Here is an 18,672-nt window from a genome sequence, read left to right on the forward strand (position 1 = left end):
CAAAGGGCTGCCTACAGTTTAACTCTTAGCTTTCTTCAATGAAGGTACGTAGGTGTTCACTGCGTGAAGGGTGGCGCAATTTACGCAAGGCTTTAGCCTCAATTTGACGAATCCGCTCGCGGGTAACATCGAATTGCTTACCTACTTCCTCTAGGGTGTGGTCAGTATTCATGTCGATCCCAAAGCGCATGCGTAACACCTTAGCTTCACGCTCGGTTAGGCCTTCTAATACGTCACGGGTGGCTTCTTTAAGGTTCTCAATGGTCGCCACATCAATTGGCGACTGCATGGTAACGTCTTCAATAAAGTCACCTAAGTGTGAGTCTTCATCATCACCAATCGGAGTTTCCATAGAAATGGGCTCTTTAGCGATTTTTAGGACTTTACGTACGCGATCTTCACTCATTTCCATACGTTCGCCTAACTCTTCAGGAGTAGGCTCGCGGCCCATCTCTTGTAGCATTTGGCGGGACACACGGTTGAGCTTATTGATTGTCTCAATCATGTGCACTGGAATTCGAATGGTGCGTGCTTGGTCCGCAATAGAGCGCGTAATGGCTTGGCGAATCCACCAGGTAGCGTAAGTTGAGAATTTGTAACCACGACGGTATTCGAACTTATCCACTGCCTTCATCAGACCGATGTTACCTTCTTGGATCAGGTCCAAGAACTGTAGGCCACGGTTGGTGTATTTTTTTGCAATCGAAATTACCAGACGTAAGTTGGCTTCCACCATGTCTTTTTTTGCTCGGCGAGCTTTGGCTTCACCAATGGACATGCGGCGGTTGATGTCTTTGATTTCCGCGATAGAAAGACCGGTTTCAGTTTCAATATCAATCAGTAACTGCTGATGGCGACGAATATCTTCTTGCAACTCAGCAATAGCTTCAGCGTATTTGGCTTTGCTATTGGCAAACTTGTCGCTCCACTCTAAGTTGGTTTCGTTATTAGGGAAACCTTTGAGGAAGTCAGCGCGTGGCATCCGAGCATCACGTACACACAGCTGAGCAATTGCACGCTCTTGGCTACGAATATTCGTCAGTGATTCGCGTACGGTTTCAACCAGTGCGTCGTATTGCTTAGGAACCAGCTTAATTGGCATAAATAGCTCGCCCAGCAAAGCTAAGGCTTCATTGGCCGCTTTCGTTCCGCGTTTGTGCTTTTTCAGCACTTTATAAACTTGTGCCAGTTGCTCTTCAATTGCACCAAAGCGCTCTTTGGCAACTTCAGGATCAGGACCGCCATCGGTGGCTTCTTCTTCCTCTTCGGCTTCTTCCTCTTCGTCCTCATCTTCATCATCGCTGTCAGCTTTTTCTTTGCTAGGCGACTTTTCAGCGGGCGCTTGGGTAGCAGGTTCAGGAATGCTATCGTCCGGATCGATATAGCCATTGAAGATATCGGTTAGCTTAGTGCCTTCTTCAATGGCGCGATTAAAGTCTGCGAGTACGCCATCGACGGTGCCGGGGAAGTGGGCAATGGCTGCCATCACTTCGCGAATGCCTTCTTCGATGCGTTTAGCGATTTCAATTTCGCCTTCGCGAGTTAGTAGGTCAACCGTACCCATTTCGCGCATATACATACGCACAGGGTCGGTGGTGCGGCCAAGCTCTGAATCTACAGCCGCTAACGCAGCCGCGGCTTCTTCAGCGGCTGCTTCATCAGTACTACCCTCAGCAAGGAGTAACGCATCGGCATCGGGTGCTGTTTCAAACACATTGATGCCCATGTCGTTAATCATGCGAATAATATCTTCAACCTGTTCTGGATCAGAGATATCTTCAGGTAAATGGTCATTCACCTCAGCGTAAGTCAGGTATCCCTGCTCACGACCACGGGCGATTAGTTCTTTAAGACGTGATTGTTGGGCTTGTGAGGACATATCACCCTATCCAAAGTCGGTTGGCCGATAAAAATGTATAAAAGCATTTTACCATAAAAGCTTATAAATTTCCATTTGGGCCAGCGTGAGTAAAAGAAGCGCGTCGCTCAAGTAGCGTGCGTAATTCATTTTTTTCATCAGCACTTAATTGGTTAAAAGATTTGAGCAAGAGCTGATTTAAACGTTGCTCTTCTTGTTTGCGTGATAACTGATTGATGGTGTCAAAAAAAAGTTGTTCAAGGCTTTCATCAGAAATTAACCATTCTTTTTCAGCTAAGTTTTTCAGTAGGCGGCCTTGTTCAGTGCCATGCCAGCGAGCAATGAGTTGAAAGCTGGTGAGTTCAGGCTTTTTCTGTAACGCGCTGAGCAGCGACAAGAGTAACTGCCCATAAAAATCATCAGCGTGAGTTGTGCGCTCTTGTTGCTCTAGCTTTTGTGCTAGTTCTGGGCGATGTAGTAACGCACGTAAGGCCATAATTTCTGGCGGATCTACTAGCTTTTGTGAGGGGGCGCGATAATTAGAAGCCCGTGGGCGATAGTTGACTCTCTGTGGGGTTGTAGGCTCTGCTGGCATCTCTTGGGATGCTTGCCAGTATTGACTGTAATCGTGATAGTCCGCGCTAGGTGGCAGCTCGTTCTGTGACGAGTCTGTGTGTTGATTGATTATCGATGAGCCAGTAGCAGGCAGAACCGATGACTCCATTGGTAGGCCGGTTAGCTGCTGCAGTTGTTGTTGCAGAAGAAGCTGTAAGTTAGGGCTGGCCACTTTAGCGATTAAAGGATTAGCCAGCGCTGCCAAGTGCGACTTTCCTTCGGGCGTGCTGGGGTCTGCTTCTTGTTGCAGGTGCTGAAAAAAATATTCCGAAAGTGATTGTGCCTGTAAGTTGAGTCGTTGCTTAAAACTGTCTAAGCCTTCTTGACGAATCATGGTGTCAGGATCTTGGCCTTCAGGTAAAAACAAAAAGCGTACATAGCGCCCATCAGTTAGGCTAGCTAAACTAGCTTCTAGTGCGCGCCAAGCGGCTTTGCGACCGGCTTGATCGCCATCAAAACAGAAAATAATGGTCGGTACTAAGCGAAACAAACGCTTAATGTGTTCTTCGCTGGTGGCGGTGCCTAGCGTTGCCACTGCATTGCGTAATCCTTGCTGGGCGAGGGCAATGACATCCATATAGCCTTCAACCACAATAATTTCATTCAGGTTGCGGCTGTATTGGCGCGCCTCGTATAGCCCATAGAGTTCTTGATTTTTATGGAATACAGGGGTTTCAGGTGAGTTAAGGTATTTAGGCTTGTCGTCACCGAGAACTCGGCCACCAAACCCAATAATCCGCCCGCGGCTGTCGCGAATAGGAAACATAATCCGGTCACGAAAGCGATCATAGCTGCGTTGGCTGTCAGGATTATGAACCACTAGTCCTGCTTCAATCAAAAGGCTGCGTTGGCTTTCATCGTTAGCCAGCGCTTTGCTTAGATTGTCCCAGCCAGGCGGTGCTAAGCCAATGGCAAAGTCACGGGCAATCAGGCCTGACAGGCCGCGCTGTTTTAAATAATTAATCGCTGCTTGGCGTGCTGGATGTTGTCGCAGAGCAGTTTTGTAAAATTCATTGGCTTGCTCTAATAGGCCGTAGAGCGGTGAGGTTTTAGGCTGCTTTGGCGTCTGGGACTGGCTGCCAGCGGCCTCACGCTCAACCTCTACGCCAGCACGGCGCGCCAGTTCTTCTACTGCTTCGGGAAACTCTAAGTGATCATGTTCCATCAAAAAAGTTAGGGCATTTCCGCCTGCGCCGCAGCCAAAGCAGTGGTAAAACTGTTTGTCAGGGCTGACGCTAAAGGACGGTGTTTTTTCTTGATGGAAGGGGCAGCAGGCGCTGTAGTTTTTCCCGGTTTTTTTTAGGGCTACACGAGAATCAATAATCTCTACAATATCGGTGCGATTAAGAAGGTCATCAATAAAGCTTTGTGTGATTAAACCAGCCATAGCTCACCTAAATTGATAATGAATAGCCTGTAGTTGCGAGAAATATAACAATAAAATAGAGCCGTTGGTTCAGCCGATTAGTGGCGCACAGCTACTTGAGTGTATTGTGAATAGTAACGGAGGAAGGAGGAAAAGCCATTGTGGAACTGGCCATTCGCTTGGTTTATTGAGCGCTATAAACGCCAAAAACCCGGACTAAGCCGGGCCTTTAGTGTGTCTCGAGGACGCTCTATTAATAGAGGCGCTCGCGACGACGTTGTTCGCGCTGAACCTTTTTCGCGTGACGCTTAACTGCGGCGGCTGCTTTACGCTTGCGCTCTGCGGTTGGCTTCTCGTAAAACTCGCGGCTGCGTACTTCAGCAAGCACACCGGCTTTTTCGCAGGCGCGTTTGAAGCGACGCAGGGCTACGTCAAAGGGTTCGTTGTCTTTTAGTTTGACAGCTGGCATCCAGATCGTACCTTCATCTAATTTAACCGGTGGGAAGTGTAATGTTTTGTATAGAAAAACATACACCGTGTATTTAAGGATGCAAATTCTACCTAGCTTTTTTACTAAATGCAAAGAACTCGATAAATAAAGCGGTAGCTTGCAGCGCAGTGGCGGCTTATTATGCCTATTTATTTCATTGAGTAGGCAAAATAGAACCATGTTGGTTTTAGGTATCGAAACATCCTGTGATGAAACAGGGGTGGCGCTGTACGACAGTCAGCAAGGGTTATTGGCTGATGCGCTGTTTAGTCAAATTGATTTGCACCGCGTGTATGGCGGTGTCGTACCTGAATTGGCATCCCGTGATCATGTGAAGCGCTTGTTACCTTTAATTAAGCAGGTGTTAGCCGAGGCCAATAAACAAGCACAGCAAATAGACGCTATCGCTTATACCGCAGGCCCAGGTTTAGTGGGGGCGCTGTTGGTAGGTGCTTCTTGTGCTAAGGCTTTAGCTTTTGCTTGGCAGGTGCCAGTTTTGGGTGTGCATCATATGGAAGGTCATTTATTGGCCCCGATGCTGGAGTCTAAACCGCCGCAATTTCCGTTTATTGCATTACTGGTTTCAGGTGGACATACCCAGTTAGTACGAGTAGATGGTATTGGTCAGTACCGCGTCCTAGGGGAGTCAATTGATGATGCGGCCGGTGAAGCTTTTGATAAAACCGCCAAAATGCTGGGATTACGTTATCCCGGTGGTCCTGAAATCGCTAAGCTCGCTGAACAAGGCCAGCCAGGGCGCTTTAAGTTACCGCGGCCAATGACGGATCGTCCGGGTTTGGACTTTAGCTTTAGTGGTTTAAAAACCTCAACCTTAACTGCATGGCATAAGGCTGAGCAGTCAGGTGTTGCCAATCAGCAAGCCAAGGCGGATCTAGCCTATGCTTTCCAAGAAGCCGTGGTGAAAACCTTAACCATTAAGTGTGAGCGCGCTTTAGAGCAAGAAGGATTAAAGCGCTTAGTAATTGCCGGTGGGGTCAGTGCTAATCAGGCGTTACGCCAAGAGTTAGAAGCCATACTTGCTGCCCGTCAAGGTGAAGTATTTTATGCCAGACCGCGTTTTTGTACCGATAATGGGGCGATGATTGCCTATGCTGGATGCCAGCGTTTATTGGCTGGACAAGTTGATGCACCGGGCACTAATGTGCGAGCCCGTTGGCCGATGGAAGAGTTGCCTGCGCTTTAAAAGCGTCGTTCAGCACCATGCAATAAATCTTTAAGGTTTTGTCGGTGTCGCCAGACAATCAGTAGACTGAGTAAGGTGACTGGCACTAAGGCTTCTGGTTGGCGCCAAGCCAGAAATGGCAAGCTTAAGGGCAGCGTTGACATGGAAGCCAGTGAGCTGGTGCGGGTTAAATGAAAGGTTAAAATCCAAGCCAGGATTGCAATCAACGCTGCGGGCGGATAAAGGCCAAGCAGCATACCAGCACCGGTTGAAATTCCTTTACCACCGCGAAAATTAAAAAATATTGGATAGAGATGGCCAACGACTGCGGCTAGTCCAACCCAGGCTTGGGCTTGAGTGGAATAGCCAGATAAATAAGCTAAAAATACCGGTAATAAACCTTTGCTGATATCACCAAGCAGGGTCAAAATAGCGATACGTTTACCAGAAACACGAAATACATTAGTGGCGCCTGGGTTGCCTGAGCCTTTGAGACGCGGATCAAAGCCGCCATAATGCTGACTCAGCAAAATAGCAAAAGACACAGATCCAAACAGATAGGCAAATACGATCAGTAGCCAGAACATGTATAACTCAGGGGTTAGCCCTCTACATTAATTAACCAATATATTTTAACGAGAACCTAGTGGCGTGGATATCATCTTTATTGAACGTTTAGCCGTAGATACCGTGATAGGTGTATATGACTGGGAGCGGACTGCAACCCAGAAATTGTATCTAGATGTACAGATGGCTTGGGATATTAAGCCAGCTGCTAGCAGCGATAATATTGCACTCACCTTAGATTACGCAGCTGTCAGTGAATATATTCAGCAGTTTGCACAAGCCAAACAGTATGAACTGGTGGAAACTTTTGCTGAGGTGCTGACTCGCGAAATTATGGACCGTTTTAATGTGCCTTGGTTGCGTTTAAAGATCACCAAGCCGGCTGCAGTGCCTGCGGCAGCTGGCGTTGGGGTGGAGATCGAGCGCGGATGCCGATAAACCACTGCGTTTATTTGGGGCTAGGGAGTAACACTCACCCCAAACACCATCTGCCTCAAGGACTCAATCTATTACAGCAGCGAGTTGGCCCAGTTGAGTGCTCGCCGGTGTTTGAAAGTGAAGCGATAGGGATCAATACGGCTAATTTTTACAACTTAGTGGTGAGGGTATTGACGCCACTATCACTAGTAGAATTGGTGGCAGAGCTAAAAGCAATCGAGCGGCGCGCAGGGCGTGAGGCGGCAGAAAAACAGCGAATTCCCTTAGATATTGATATTCTACTGTTCGATCAGCAGATAACTCAGCAGCCAGTGGTGATACCCCATGCTGATATTATCACTCGGGCTTTTGTGTTATGGCCCTTGGCGTTATTGGCGGGTGAGGTTATGCATCCACTGTTGCAGCAATCCATGGCACAGCTTTGGGCAGAAAACCAACTTAAGCAACAGTTATGGCCCATTCAATTACATTGGCAAGGGCAGGCATTAACCCCAGAGCCACTCTTGCAGCAGGGCAGAGCAGCTGTGACAGCAAACTCATAGAGGAAGCACAACAAATGTTATTACGCGGTTTAAGTATGTTGATTCTGTTTCAGTTACTGGGAACAGCAATAAATGTGTTGTTCTTACCCATGCTGCCGGGGCCGATCTTGGGCTTTGTCTTAATGTTTGTGTATCTCTTGCTGCGAGGTGGGGTGAGTGAAAATATCAATCTTGCCAGTAGTAGCTTATTAAAATATTTGCCGTTGTTGCTGACGCCGCCAGCGGTTGGGATTATGGCGCACACCGATGCTGTGATGGCTGATTTTTGGGCAATTTTTGGCTCATTGGTGATTTCGGTACTGGTTTCTGTAGTGGTTATTGGCTTATTGATGCAGTTTTTGATCCGTCGCCAACAACAAAAACAGGAGCAATCCCATGACGCTTGATTGGAACGCCGCTTTACAAGCTGTAGTAGCGCACCCTTTATTTGGTGTGAGTTTAACGCTGTTGGCTTATCAAATTGCTTTAACCCTGTATGAAAAAACTAAGTGGATTATTTTCCAGCCGGTATTGGTGTCGTGCGTAATTATTATCAGTATTTTAGTCACCTTTAATATTGATTATGCCGCCTATAAAGAAGGCACCTTTTTGCTGTCGGTATTATTAGGGCCAGCCACTGTGGCCTTGGCGATTCCTTTGTATTTAAACCTAAAACGGATTCGCCAGGTGTTTTGGCCAACGATTTTTACCCTGTTAGTTGGCGGCAGTTTAGCGACGGTGCTGGGCGTGGGGTTAGCCTGGTTATTTGGTGCTGAGCCTTTTATTTTAAGCACGATGGCGCCTAAGTCAGTGACTAGTCCGATTGCGATGTTAGTGGCTGATGAAATTGGTGGATCAGCCTCGTTGGCAGCGGTGTTTGTGATGATTACCGGGATTGTCGGTGCCATGGTCGGGGTTGAGTTACTGCGTTTATTTAACGTGACGCATCCGGCGGCAGTCGGTTTAACCATGGGGATTACCGCGCACGCGGTAGGTACTGCACGCTCACTGCAAGAGGGTGAAGAGCAAGGAGCCTTTGCCGCGCTGGCCATGAGTATTATGGGCTTATTGACTGCGGTCTTAATGCCATTGGTTTATATGTTAATTAGTTAGTTATTCAATTATTTGCCTGTTTTGGAGTTTCTATGAGTCAGTCGTTACCGGCGTTTGCTAATGCACCTGTGCTGGTGGTGGGCGATGTCATGTTGGATCGTTACTGGTATGGCGCCACTTCCCGGATCTCACCTGAGGCGCCGGTACCGGTGGTGAAAGTCGGGCAAATTGAAGATCGCCCAGGTGGAGCGGCTAACGTAGCACTTAATATTGCTGCACTGGGAGCACCGGTTAAATTGCTTGGCGTTACGGGCGCTGACGAGGCAGCTTCAGCACTCACCGAGCGTTTAAACTCAGTTGGAGTGGAGACGCACTTTCAAGTCTGTACTGAACAGCCAACCATTGTTAAGTTACGCGTAATGAGCCGCCATCAGCAGTTACTACGCATGGATTTTGAAGAGCCTTTTGCGACGGATCAGGCCGCTTTTTTAGCCGCCACTGAGACCTTGCTGCAGGGGGTAAAGGTGCTGATTTTGTCCGACTATGGCAAAGGGGCTGTAGCTAATCATCAGGCCCTGATCCAAGCAGCAAAGCAGCAAGGGGTAGCAGTGTTAGTGGATCCCAAAGGGACAGACTTCTCGATTTATCAGGGCGCTACCTTGCTAACACCCAACTTAGCAGAGTTTGAGGCAATTGTTGGACCTTGTCAGGATGAGCATCAGCTAGTGGCAAAAGGTGCTGAGTTGATGCAAGCGTTAGATCTCGAGGCGTTATTGGTGACTCGGGGAGAACAAGGGATGACCTTGCTACGCCCCCAATTACCGGCGCTACACTTACCAGCGAAAGCCCGTGAAGTGTTTGATGTGACGGGGGCTGGAGATACAGTCATTTCAACTCTGGCCGCTGCTTTAGCCGCTGGTGAGTCCTTACCTAAGGCAATGGTATTGGCCAATATTGCTGCGGGTATTGTGGTGGCTAAACTGGGTACCGCCACCGTAAGTGCGCCTGAATTACGCCGCGTCTTACAGCGGGAAAATGGTGCTGGACGTGGAGTTTTAAGCTTGCAGCAACTACAAGCTGCAGTAGAAGACGCTAAAGCTCAAGGCGAAAAAGTGGTGTTTACTAATGGCTGCTTTGATATTTTGCATGCTGGGCATGTGACGTATTTAGAGCAAGCCAGAGCCCAAGGTGATCGCTTGGTGGTAGCGATTAACGGTGATGCCTCGGTAACCCGCCTCAAAGGACCTGGTCGGCCAATTAACGCCGTCGATCGCCGTATGGCGGTGCTGGCTGGTTTAGGCGCAGTGGATTGGGTCGTGAGCTTTAACGAAGACACGCCGGAAAATCTGTTGCGCTTACTAAAGCCCGATGTGCTGGTAAAAGGCGGCGATTATGCGGTTGATCAAGTGGTCGGCGCCGAGATTGTGCGTGCCAATGGTGGCGAGGTAAGGGTGTTAGGCTTAGTCGAAAACAGCTCAACCACTGCGATTGTCGAGAAAATCCGCAGCGAGTAACTGCTGAGTATCTTGTGAGACTAAGCCCTTAGTCAGTGCGTGAGTAAAGGGCTATTAGGTGCTAGCGGCTAAGCACTGCTAGCGCATGTGCAGCATTTTCGGCAAGGTGCTTGGGGGTGATGGTGCCTATAACTGCACTGGTAACGCCCGGCTGGTTAAAGATTAGCTCAAAGCTAGCACGTACTGGATCAATCGCAGGATCTAAGCAAATATGACCGCTCGCCAGGGCCTTTTTAATCAAAATGGCTTTGCCTTGCTTGGCTGCTTGTTCAATCACTGGCAGCTCGTGCTGTTCATTTAGGTTAAAGGTCACCATCGCACAGTCGCCTTGCTCAAGGGCCATTAAGCCGCCAGCAACGGTTTTGCCGGAGAAACCAAATTGACCAATTTTCCCCTCTTGCTTAAGCGCAGCAAGGGTTTGGTAAACCTCATGCTCTTGTAAAATAGCCAGATCATTGCCGTCAGAATGTACCAATACCATTTCTAAGTGATCGGTTTTGAGGCGTTGTAAGCTGCGCTCGACCGAAAAGCGCGTATGTTTAGCCGAGAAATCAAACCAAGATTTTCCCTGCTCAAACTCTTCGCCAACCTTGCTGACAATGACCCAGTTTTGACGTTGTCCTTGCAGTAACTGGCCTAAGCGCTGCTCACTGAGGCCGTAGGCAGGCGCTGTATCCAGTAGATTAATGCCTAGATCTTGCGCTTGGGCTAAGAGGTTAAGCGCTTGCCTATCATCGGGAATGCGAAAGCCATTGGGGTATTTAACGCCTTGATCGCGTCCTAGTTTTACGGTGCCTAAACCCAGCGTCGAAACCAAGGGGCCATCTTGGCCAAGTGGGCGATAAAAGTCATGTAGGCTACGAGTCAAAATAAAGTCTCCCAAGCTGGCTGCGCAACTACAGGGCGCGGTAAATCAGGATAAGTTTGAGTAGCCGTTGGCTGGATCGCGTGTTGCGTTAAGTGGTGCAGTACGCGATCGCTTAGATCAGGTGCCAACGCCAGTTTAGTCGGCCAGCCTACTAATAGCCGATCTTGTTCGGCTAAAAAGGCATTATCTGGGCGCACTAAGCCCGATTGAGCCGGTTCGGCACGATTAACCCTCAGGGTTTGCCAGCTGAGTTGGGTTTGATCAAGCCAGGGTACTAGCTCGGCTAATTCTTGTTGGGCGTGGCTAATTTGCTCGTCTGCTGAGCGTGCAACACCCTCGGCTTCGGCGAGGTTACCACCTAAATACCACACCCACTCACCATCAGTTGTAGGATGAGTAGTAATGGTAATCCGCGGTTTACTGCCGCCACCTAAACAGTGGGCATACAGCGGTTTTAGTGCTTGGCCTTTTACTAGAACCATATGTAACGGGCGCAGTTGTTGCTTGGGCTGCTGTAGTTGCAATGCGTTCAGTAGCTCAGCTGTGCCCTCACCGGCGCAGAGTACCACCTGCTGAGCTTGCACTAGATAGTTATCAGCCTGCATGCCGATCAGTTGTGCGTGATTGTTATACAGCGGCTTTAGTTGCTTAGCCTGTAATAAGCTATCGCCCGCCAACTCAGCTAAGCGTTGAATCAAGCTGGGGACATTCAGCACTAGCTCAGCTAAGCGATAAACTCGGCCTTTAAATTGCGGATGCTGTAGCGCTGGGGGAAGTGCTGCGCCCTTAACTTGATCAACGCGGCCACGCATAGCTTTACTAGCAAAAAAACTGGTGATATTGCCGGCAATCGAACCAGGTGACCATAAATAGTGAGCATTAGATAATAGTTCTACTCCTTGTAAGTCGAGTTCGCCGGTGCCGTTTAGGGCGGCTCGCCAGCGCTCGGGCATGTTAGCAATGGCTTCAGAAGAGCCAGTTAGCGCGCCTTGGAGTGCATATTTAGTGCCGCCATGAATAATTCCTTGGGATTTAACGGTTTGTTCGCCACCTAGAGACTGCTGTTCGATGAGTAAGGTGTTATAGCCTTGTTGGCGTAAGCGCGCGTTGAGCCATAAGCCGGCAATCCCGCCGCCGACAATAAGCACATCCGTAGTTAATAATTGGGACATAGCAGCCTCTGGTAAAAAAACTGCCGTTAGTATAGCTGACTCATGCCAAGGGCTGAATGTTATCGGTTAGCAGTTTTCTGCCCCTAAATCCGTCGATTGTCTTTATAATGCTGCGCCATCAGCTAAGCAGGTAACGCCTGACTTAGTACTCTTCCTTTATTGTGTCAGCGCTTAGGTGATCCCTAGGCTTGGCAAATATTATATTTTTCACTACAAAGTGAATGCTTTGAGGTCGTTATGGTGCAGTCAACTAACAGCGAGCACGCGCTTAGTTTATGGGCAAAATGGGTGCAAATGGATTTGTGGAAGAAGATCTTTATAGGTTTGGCCTTGGGGTTAGTGTTAGGGATTACCTTGAACCAAACGGGGTATGCCGAGTACGCAGAAAAGATTAAGCCACTAGGTGACTTATTTATTAACGGGATCAAAATGCTGATTGTACCGTTAATTTTTGTTTCTTTAGTCAGCGGTATTACTTCGTTAAAAAGCATGGCCACCATGGGCCGCTACAGTGTCAAAACCATTATGTGGTATCTATTAACCACTGCCGTAGCGATTACCATTGGCTTGATTTTAGGAGCTATTTTTCAGCCCGGTGTAGGTGTAGATTTAGGCGCTGCAGCCGCCGCTACCGCGAAAGAGGCACCAAGCTTAGTTTCAACCATTGTGGCTATGGTACCGGTCAACCCTATTGCTTCAATGGCTGAGGGAAATATTCTGCAAGTAATTGTGTTTGCAGTTTTTTTTGGCGTATCCATCACCTTGGCAGGCGATGCAGCTAAACCGGTCAAAGATTTAATGGATGGCTTAGCAGAAGTGTTTTATAAGCTGACCAATATTATTATTTCCTTTGCTCCCTATGGTGTTTTTGCCTTGATTACTTGGGTGTCGGGCACCTACGGCTTAGATATGCTCATGCCGTTGGCTAAAGTCATTGGCGTGGTGTATTTAGGTTGCGTCATCCACGCGGTAGTTACTTATATGGGCTTGATTAAGTTTGTCGCTAAGCTCAATCCAGTTCGTTACGCGCAAGGTGTATTAGAGCCAGCAATTGTTGCCTTTAGTAGTGCGTCCAGCGCTGGTACCTTGCCAGTGACGATGATGTCTGCGGAGCGTAACTTAGGTGTTTCGCGTAGTGTATCGAGCTTTGTATTACCATTGGGTACCACGATTAATATGGATGGTACGGCGCTCTATCAGGGGGTTTGTGTGCTGTTTATTGCCCAAGCCTATGGTATTGATTTATCAATGGCGCAATATATCACCATCATTCTTACGGCTACCTTGGCTTCAATTGGTACCGCTGGGGTGCCTGGTGCTGGCTTAATTATGTTGTCGTTGGTGTTAACCTCGGTTGGTTTACCGTTAGAAGGGGTGGCGATTATTGCTGGAATTGATCGTATTCTAGATATGGCTCGCACCACTTTGAATATTACTGGCGATAGTGCGGTAGCAGTGCTGATAGCTAAGAGTGAAGGTCAGCTTGATCAAGCGCTTTATGATACGCCCCACGTTCTAAAAACTGTGGATATTCGCAATAGTTAAGCGGCTGTAGCCTCTTAATTACCGCAACTGTTTATCGCCGCTCAATTGAGCGGCGATTTTTTAGCGAATATTTTATCGTTTTTGGCGTCTGATGCAGGGTAAAAGTTAAAAGATTAAGGGGTTGGCCGACTAACCCACAGGAGCGCAAGATGACACCTGAGCAAAAAAATCAATGCCGTAAAATTATTCACTCATCAGCCGTGCTAGCGGGTGCAGGTAACTTAGTGCCAGTCCCTGGCTTAGGCTTTGCAGCCGATACAGCAGCTTTAACCACTATGGCGGTACGCCTGGCGGGCGTCTTTGGCAGCAGTCTAACTCGCAGCGCTGGAAAAGCGATGGCCTTAGCAGCGCTCAAGCGAGCGATGTTGCAACAGCCGATTAAGATGGTAGGTAAAGAGGTTTCTAAGTTGGTGCCGGTGTTGGGTCAATTAGTGGCACCAACCATTTCAGTGGCGATTTTAGAAACTACGGGGTGGGCACTGGCTGCTGAGCTGGCGGGAGAAGCCACGTTAGGCAGCTAATAGCGCTAAAGTTAGGGGCAGACTGACAAACATGGCTCCTAGCACGGCAAGACACTAGAAGCCAATAATTGTGGTTTACTCAATGACTCCGGTAACCCGTACTCGGCGATCTGCCGCACTGGCTTCTGGTGTGCTTTGCACGCTGCGGGCAGCAATAAAATCATCAATCGCATTTTTTAGAGCGATTAATAAGCCCAGTACAATAAAAGCCCCTGGTGGCAAGATCGCCAATAAAAAACCTTGATAGTTAGGAAAAACCACCCAGCGCCATTGTTCCGCTTGGCCACCCAGTAGTAGGTGCATATTATCAAACAGCACGCCTGTTCCCAGTAACTCGCGGGTAGCGCCAATGATAATCAGCACTAGCCCAAAACCAACGCCCATAATAAAACCATCATAGCTAGCACTAAGCACATCATTTTTTGCGGCAAAAGCTTCAGCACGACCTAAAATAATGCAGTTGGTTGTAATCAGCGGAATAAAAATCCCTAAAATTTGGTACAGCTCATAGGTAAAGGCTTGCATCAATAATTCAATACAGGTGGTAAGTGCAGCAATAATCATCACAAAAGCAGGCAAGCGTACCGCAGGCGTTACCGAGTGGCGAATTAATGAGACGGCAGCGTTAGAGAACATTAAAACTAGGGCGGTAGCAATCGCCAGTCCAAGGGCATTCACTGTTGAGTTGCTGGTGCCTAACAGCGGGCAAAGCCCTAGTAGTTGCACTAAGCCTGGGTTGTTATGCCATAGGCCGTTTAGCGTGAGCTGTTTAAAGTTGACGCTCATATTATTCCTCCTCAGGCACCCCTTGCTGGGCTAAATAGGTGTTGAAAATATCCTGTTGGCGCTGATCAAAAAACACTAGCGCTTGTTGGGTGGCCTTAACGACTGCACGTGGCGTAATGGTTGCACCGGCAAACTGATCAAATTCACCTTGATCTTTTTTAACGCCCCAGTGCTCGATAGCGGGCTGGGTGAGGCTTTTACCATTAAAGCTTAAAATCCATGGGCTTTTAGCTAACTCGATTTTATCCCCTAGGCCTGGCGTTTCTTTATGTTGAATGACCCGCACGCCACTGATTTGGCCGTTGGCCAGCACCGCAATCAGTAAACGAATCGAGCCGCTGTAGCCATCTGGCGCAGTTGCATTAAACACCAAAGCACTAGGCTTACCGTTTAGGGTGGCGACATATAGGGGGGAGGGCTGAATGTTGCTGAGCAGCGGATCATCCACCAATGTCATCGAATCGAGCAACGCATTATCGTATAGACTCGGTGGTAATACCTCAGCTAAGGCCAGCTCACGGGCTTGTTGGATGGATTGCTCGATACGCTCGGCAGTTGAAAGTTGGGTAAAAGCGACTACGGCCACGGTAATTGCGGCAAAGACAGCTAATACGCTGCTGTTTTTTAGCATAGAGCGGCTCAGTTCTGGCAACATTATTGCTCTCCTGAGGTGTTAAAGCTGCGCTTAGCTTGGGTGTGCCCGTAAGTGCGCGGCTTAGTAAAGTAATCAATGGTTGGAGCGCACATGTTCATTAAGAGTACGGCAAAGGCAAGGGCATCTGGATAACTGCCCCAGGCACGGATGATGTACAGCAAGATACCTACCCCAGCACCAAAGATAAGGCGACCTAAGTTGCTGGTAGCACCTGATACGGGGTCAGTAACAATAAAAAAAGCTCCGAGCATGGTGGCGCCGGTTAGTAGATGAAATAAAGGTGAGCCATGGGAAGCAGAGCCTGTTCCATTCCAGAACACTAAACTCATTAGGCTAAGGGCGGCTAGCATGGCGATGGGAGCCTGCCAACGAATAATATTTTTAGCCAGTAATAAAATACCACCGACTAAAAAAGCAAGGTTAACCCACTCACTGGCAACCCCACCCCAATGGCCAAAGGCTGAAGATTGTTGCTGAAGTTCAGCGATGGTTAGGCTTTGATTGGTTTTTAATACATCTAAGGCGGTGGCTTGGCTCCAGCCATCAATGACTGGGGCTAAGCCCAAGCTATAGGTAAGACCGCTGTGCCAATCACTGTTGCTGTGGGGCCAGGTGGTCATTTCAATCGGAAACGAGACCAGCACCACCACATAGCCCAACATCGCAGGGTTAAATGGGTTTTGACCAAGGCCGCCAAATAAATGTTTACCGATTAATAGCGCAAAACCTACCGCCACTAGTACCAGCCACCAAGGAGCGTAGGGGGGGAGTGCCAGCGCTAGCAGCAGTGCGGTGACTAGGGCGCTGCCGTCGGAGAGAAAAAATCGAATGGGTCGTTGCCGTATTGCTAATACCGTAGCTTCAAAAGCGAGCGCAAATACACTGGCGAACAGAAGATTAAGCAGTGGTCCAATGCCATAAAAATAACATAGGGTGAACAGCCCGGGTAAGGCAGCAGCTAGCACCCATAGCATCACGCGTTGGGTTCGGTTGCTGTTTTTAGCATGGGGTGAGGTGATTCGTGGCAAGGCCATTGAAACTCCAAAAATATCAAAAGCACCGTAAAGTCAGGGTGCAGCAGGCATTACGGTGTTAGCTCGGTTAAACGCCGTTCGGCCTGGGTTAGTTCTGTTTGTAATTGCGTTAACGTCTCGGCATCGGCTTGATTGCGTTCAGCTTTGCGCAGATTAGCCTTGGCCATGGCCAGAGCAATTTTAGCCTGCTTTAGCGGATCAGGTGCCGGGGGCTTGCGAGCGCTGCCTGCACTACTGCTTGTGTTTTCTGCTGTACTGTGTTGCTTAAGTGCGGCTTCAGCTGCAGTGAGCAGTGTTTGCAGTCTAGTTATTTCTGCAGGGTCTGCTTCGGCCCGCTCGGCTTTACGCAGATTGGCTTTAGCCATGGCGACTTCAATTTTGGCTTTTTTTAGGGCATCTGTTGTTGCATTGGTGGCCTTTGGCTGAGGTGTTGCCTCAGTGGTGGTCAGCGCCTTTACTTGCTGTTCGGCTGCTATAAGAGTTTGGCTTAAAGAATCAAGGGTAACTTGATCAGCGTTAGCGCGTTCAGCTTTGCGTAAGTTGGCTTTGGCCATTGCCAGATCAATTTTGGCTTTTTTCAAGGTCGCATCGTCTTGACTGGTAATGCTGGCTTTAGCTGTGGTAGCACTGGTGCTGGTCAGAGCGGCTAAGGCTTGCTCTGCTTGATCAAGTAGCTGTTGTAGTGGGACTAGCTCTTCTGCGGGCGCCTGATTGCGTTCGGCTTTGCGCAGATTGGCTTTGGCCATGGCTACATCGATTTTAGCTTTTTTCAACTCAGCATCTGACGGTGACTGGCTGCTGGGCGCTGCGCTTGGCTGTTTAGCCGCTGCTTGTTGATAAGCTGCTTGGGCCGCGCTGGCTACCTGTTCGAGCTGTTGCACTTGCGCCTGTAGCGCTTCGGTGCCATGTTCGGCAAGCTGTTTTTGCGCTTTAGTGAGAGCTACCCGAGCCATGCTGGCTTCAATTTTTAAGCGCTTAAGCTGCTCATCATGATCGGTGCTAGGTGCTTGACTGGCCGTGGGTGCCACTTTGCTGCTTGCGGCACGGGCTTGAGCGGCCCGTTCGGCACGGGCTTGGCGCTCAGCTTCTTTGCGCTCTTCTTCTAAGCGTAAGCGTTCTTGGCGCTGCTCAAAACGAATGCGGGCATGTTCGGCTTTTTGTAGTTTACGCTCTGCATCGCGAATCTCGGCTTTAGCTGCACGATAGTACTGCACCAAAGGAATGCTCGAGGGGCACACGTAGGCACAGGCTCCACACTCAATGCAATCAAAGAGATCATGGGCTTGCAGTTGTTCGTGGTCATTACCTAGTGCATAAAAATGTAGCTGCTGGGGCAAGAGGCTCACAGGGCACACCTGCGCACAGTCACCGCAACGAATACAAGGCATAGCAGGTGCAGGAGCAGGTAGTTCGTCAGCGGTAGCGGCCAGTAAACAGTTAGTGGTTTTAATGACTGGAGCCTGAGTATTAAGCAGTGTAAAGCCCATCATTGGGCCGCCCATGATCAAACGATGTAAACGTTGTTGATTTAAGCCGGCAAAGTTCAGCAGGTGCTCAATCGGGGTGCCGATTAAGGCTTCAACGTTGGTGGGGCTGTAAAAGGCGTCACCGGTTAAGGTAGTGATCCGCGAGATTAAGGGCTTGCCCTGATTGATCGCTTCAGCAATGGCGACCGCTGTTCCCACATTTTGACAGAGCACGCCAATATCCGCAGGCAGTTGACCATGGGGCACTTCTTGACCGAGCAGAATTTGAATCAGCTGTTTTTCTCCGCCGGATGGGTATTTAGTTGGAAAACTCACCACCTGTATGGGGCGCTCTGCCACGGCGGCGCGGACTGCAGCGATAGCCTCAGGCTTATTGTCTTCGATTCCCAACAGAATCTGCTGGGGCTCAATTAAATGGGCCAAAATCTCAATGCCTTGCACTAATAAGTCCGCACGCTCACGCATTAAGCGGTCATCAGCGGTAATGTAAGGTTCGCACTCAGCGCCATTGATAATGAGGGTATGGATCGGCTGGTTACTGGCGACTTTAACGGCCGTAGGAAAGCCTGCACCACCCAAACCACTGATCCCGGCCCAACGGATTCGCTCAAGTAACTCGGCTTTATCGAGCAGCTGATAATTAGTAATAGGCTGTAACTCGGCCCACTGATCGTGGCCATCGGCATCCAACACAATGGCCAAGCTGTCCTCGCCAGAGGGATGTGGGTAAGGGCGCGCTTCAATGGCCTGAATTGTACCTGAGGTTGGCGCATGGGCGGCAGCACTGACTAAGCCATTGGGCGTGGCCAATAATTGACCTTTGAGTACTTTCTGACCAACGGTGACACAGGGTTTAGCCGGTGCACCGAGGGATTGCTGTAAAGGAATAATATAGTGTTTAGCCAAAGGTACCGGCTGAATAGGGGCATGATTGGACAGTGTTTTACGTTCGGGCGGATAAATGCCGCCGGTCAGAGGATACGTTTTCATTGAATTACT

18 protein-coding genes are annotated in these 18,672 nt (G+C 49.0%); 8 read left to right on the forward strand and 10 right to left on the reverse strand.

Annotated features, from left to right (window positions below; translation table 11 throughout):
- Positions 1-25 precede the first annotated feature (25 nt).
- The 3 genes from rpoD to rpsU form a co-directional block, all read right to left on the reverse strand.
- Positions 26-1,879 carry an RNA polymerase sigma factor RpoD gene (rpoD, locus tag AKN87_RS10330; protein ID WP_053103366.1) on the reverse strand — a complete coding sequence of 618 codons (1,854 nt, stop codon included), beginning with the start codon at positions 1,877-1,879 and terminating at the stop codon, positions 26-28.
- A 61-nt stretch (positions 1,880-1,940) separates the two neighbouring features.
- On the reverse strand, positions 1,941-3,860 hold the full coding sequence (gene dnaG, locus AKN87_RS10335) for a DNA primase (RefSeq protein WP_053103367.1): 1,920 nt from the start codon (positions 3,858-3,860) through the stop codon (positions 1,941-1,943).
- A gap of 232 nt (positions 3,861-4,092) precedes the next feature.
- Entirely contained in the window at positions 4,093-4,308 is a 216-nt protein-coding gene (rpsU, locus tag AKN87_RS10340; protein WP_053101040.1) for a 30S ribosomal protein S21, read from the reverse strand.
- Between the two features lie 199 nt (positions 4,309-4,507).
- On the opposite strand from rpsU, the gene tsaD reads away from it, so the two are divergent.
- Positions 4,508-5,533, forward strand: coding sequence for a tRNA (adenosine(37)-N6)-threonylcarbamoyltransferase complex transferase subunit TsaD (gene tsaD, locus AKN87_RS10345; protein WP_053103368.1), 1,026 nt, complete (start codon positions 4,508-4,510; stop codon positions 5,531-5,533).
- Here the strand turns inward: tsaD and plsY are convergent.
- Entirely contained in the window at positions 5,530-6,099 is a 570-nt protein-coding gene (gene plsY / locus AKN87_RS10350) for a glycerol-3-phosphate 1-O-acyltransferase PlsY (protein WP_053101042.1), read from the reverse strand. The genes tsaD and plsY overlap by 4 nt on opposite strands.
- Positions 6,100-6,163: 64 nt before the next feature.
- On the opposite strand from plsY, the gene folB reads away from it, so the two are divergent.
- From folB to hldE, 5 genes are read left to right on the forward strand one after another with little or no spacing between them, the layout of a single operon-like run.
- The gene (gene folB / locus AKN87_RS10355; protein WP_053101043.1) at positions 6,164-6,517 is read left to right on the forward strand and encodes a dihydroneopterin aldolase; all 354 of its coding nucleotides are present in this window, start codon (positions 6,164-6,166) and stop codon (positions 6,515-6,517) included.
- Positions 6,508-7,059: a 2-amino-4-hydroxy-6-hydroxymethyldihydropteridine diphosphokinase gene (gene folK, locus AKN87_RS10360; protein ID WP_053103369.1), complete on the forward strand. Its 552-nt coding sequence runs from the start codon at positions 6,508-6,510 to the stop codon at positions 7,057-7,059. Before folB ends, folK begins: the two co-directional genes overlap by 10 nt.
- A gap of 14 nt (positions 7,060-7,073) precedes the next feature.
- Positions 7,074-7,445, forward strand: a complete 372-nt coding sequence (locus AKN87_RS10365) for a CidA/LrgA family protein (RefSeq protein WP_053101045.1) — start codon at positions 7,074-7,076, stop codon at positions 7,443-7,445.
- Positions 7,435-8,151: an LrgB family protein gene (locus AKN87_RS10370; protein WP_053103370.1), complete on the forward strand. Its 717-nt coding sequence runs from the start codon at positions 7,435-7,437 to the stop codon at positions 8,149-8,151. The genes AKN87_RS10365 and AKN87_RS10370 overlap by 11 nt, the downstream gene beginning before the upstream one ends.
- A gap of 32 nt (positions 8,152-8,183) precedes the next feature.
- A complete protein-coding gene (gene hldE / locus AKN87_RS10375) occupies positions 8,184-9,605 on the forward strand; it encodes a bifunctional D-glycero-beta-D-manno-heptose-7-phosphate kinase/D-glycero-beta-D-manno-heptose 1-phosphate adenylyltransferase HldE (RefSeq protein ID WP_053103371.1) in 1,422 nt (473 codons plus the stop codon).
- Between the two features lie 61 nt (positions 9,606-9,666).
- Here the strand turns inward: hldE and AKN87_RS10380 are convergent, their stop codons facing one another.
- Positions 9,667-10,473 (reverse strand): aldo/keto reductase, encoded by an 807-nt coding sequence (locus AKN87_RS10380; protein WP_408033265.1) that lies wholly within the window; start codon positions 10,471-10,473, stop codon positions 9,667-9,669.
- Positions 10,470-11,645, reverse strand: coding sequence for an FAD-dependent oxidoreductase (locus AKN87_RS10385; RefSeq protein ID WP_053103372.1), 1,176 nt, complete (start codon positions 11,643-11,645; stop codon positions 10,470-10,472). The genes AKN87_RS10380 and AKN87_RS10385 overlap by 4 nt, the downstream gene beginning before the upstream one ends.
- Positions 11,646-11,882: 237 nt before the next feature.
- Here AKN87_RS10385 and AKN87_RS10390 point away from each other — a divergent pair, with 237 nt between their 5' ends.
- Positions 11,883-13,190, forward strand: coding sequence for a dicarboxylate/amino acid:cation symporter (locus tag AKN87_RS10390; RefSeq protein ID WP_096334866.1), 1,308 nt, complete (start codon positions 11,883-11,885; stop codon positions 13,188-13,190).
- A 149-nt stretch (positions 13,191-13,339) separates the two neighbouring features.
- Positions 13,340-13,711: a hypothetical protein gene (locus tag AKN87_RS10395; protein WP_053101054.1), complete on the forward strand. Its 372-nt coding sequence runs from the start codon at positions 13,340-13,342 to the stop codon at positions 13,709-13,711.
- A gap of 75 nt (positions 13,712-13,786) precedes the next feature.
- Here AKN87_RS10395 and AKN87_RS10400 read toward each other — a convergent pair whose 3' ends face one another.
- The 4 genes from AKN87_RS10400 to rsxC are packed head-to-tail and all read right to left on the reverse strand — an operon-like array spanning position 13,787 to position 18,663.
- Positions 13,787-14,497, reverse strand: coding sequence for an electron transport complex subunit E (locus AKN87_RS10400; protein WP_053101055.1), 711 nt, complete (start codon positions 14,495-14,497; stop codon positions 13,787-13,789).
- Between the two features lies 1 nt (position 14,498).
- Positions 14,499-15,152 carry an electron transport complex subunit RsxG gene (rsxG, locus tag AKN87_RS10405; RefSeq protein WP_231692603.1) on the reverse strand — a complete coding sequence of 218 codons (654 nt, stop codon included), beginning with the start codon at positions 15,150-15,152 and terminating at the stop codon, positions 14,499-14,501.
- On the reverse strand, positions 15,152-16,186 hold the full coding sequence (locus AKN87_RS10410) for an RnfABCDGE type electron transport complex subunit D (protein ID WP_053101057.1): 1,035 nt from the start codon (positions 16,184-16,186) through the stop codon (positions 15,152-15,154). The genes rsxG and AKN87_RS10410 overlap by 1 nt, the downstream gene beginning before the upstream one ends.
- Positions 16,187-16,236: 50 nt before the next feature.
- On the reverse strand, positions 16,237-18,663 hold the full coding sequence (gene rsxC / locus AKN87_RS10415; protein ID WP_231692604.1) for an electron transport complex subunit RsxC: 2,427 nt from the start codon (positions 18,661-18,663) through the stop codon (positions 16,237-16,239).
- Positions 18,664-18,672 lie beyond the last annotated feature (9 nt).

Origin of the sequence: Thiopseudomonas alkaliphila, from assembly GCF_001267175.1 — a bacterium.
Taxonomy (GTDB): Bacteria; Pseudomonadota; Gammaproteobacteria; order Pseudomonadales; family Pseudomonadaceae; genus Oblitimonas; species Oblitimonas alkaliphila.

Excerpts from the sequence above, each read along its gene's own strand:
- AKN87_RS10385 (WP_053103372.1), bottom strand. The coding sequence starts at position 11,645 with ATGTCCCAATTATTAACTACGGATGTGCTTATTGTCGGCGGCGGGATT.
- rpsU (WP_053101040.1), bottom strand. The coding sequence starts at position 4,308 with ATGCCAGCTGTCAAACTAAAAGACAACGAACCCTTTGACGTAGCCCTG.
- dnaG (WP_053103367.1), bottom strand. The coding sequence starts at position 3,860 with ATGGCTGGTTTAATCACACAAAGCTTTATTGATGACCTTCTTAATCGC.
- AKN87_RS10365 (WP_053101045.1), top strand. The coding sequence starts at position 7,074 with ATGTTATTACGCGGTTTAAGTATGTTGATTCTGTTTCAGTTACTGGGA.
- AKN87_RS10370 (WP_053103370.1), top strand. The coding sequence starts at position 7,435 with ATGACGCTTGATTGGAACGCCGCTTTACAAGCTGTAGTAGCGCACCCT.
- tsaD (WP_053103368.1), top strand. The coding sequence starts at position 4,508 with ATGTTGGTTTTAGGTATCGAAACATCCTGTGATGAAACAGGGGTGGCG.
- rsxG (WP_231692603.1), bottom strand. The coding sequence starts at position 15,152 with ATGTTGCCAGAACTGAGCCGCTCTATGCTAAAAAACAGCAGCGTATTA.
- AKN87_RS10400 (WP_053101055.1), bottom strand. The coding sequence starts at position 14,497 with ATGAGCGTCAACTTTAAACAGCTCACGCTAAACGGCCTATGGCATAAC.
- rpoD (WP_053103366.1), bottom strand. The coding sequence starts at position 1,879 with ATGTCCTCACAAGCCCAACAATCACGTCTTAAAGAACTAATCGCCCGT.
- hldE (WP_053103371.1), top strand. The coding sequence starts at position 8,184 with ATGAGTCAGTCGTTACCGGCGTTTGCTAATGCACCTGTGCTGGTGGTG.
- rsxC (WP_231692604.1), bottom strand. The coding sequence starts at position 18,663 with ATGAAAACGTATCCTCTGACCGGCGGCATTTATCCGCCCGAACGTAAA.
- AKN87_RS10395 (WP_053101054.1), top strand. The coding sequence starts at position 13,340 with ATGACACCTGAGCAAAAAAATCAATGCCGTAAAATTATTCACTCATCA.
- folK (WP_053103369.1), top strand. The coding sequence starts at position 6,508 with ATGCCGATAAACCACTGCGTTTATTTGGGGCTAGGGAGTAACACTCAC.
- AKN87_RS10390 (WP_096334866.1), top strand. The coding sequence starts at position 11,883 with ATGGTGCAGTCAACTAACAGCGAGCACGCGCTTAGTTTATGGGCAAAA.
- AKN87_RS10410 (WP_053101057.1), bottom strand. The coding sequence starts at position 16,186 with ATGGCCTTGCCACGAATCACCTCACCCCATGCTAAAAACAGCAACCGA.
- plsY (WP_053101042.1), bottom strand. The coding sequence starts at position 6,099 with ATGTTCTGGCTACTGATCGTATTTGCCTATCTGTTTGGATCTGTGTCT.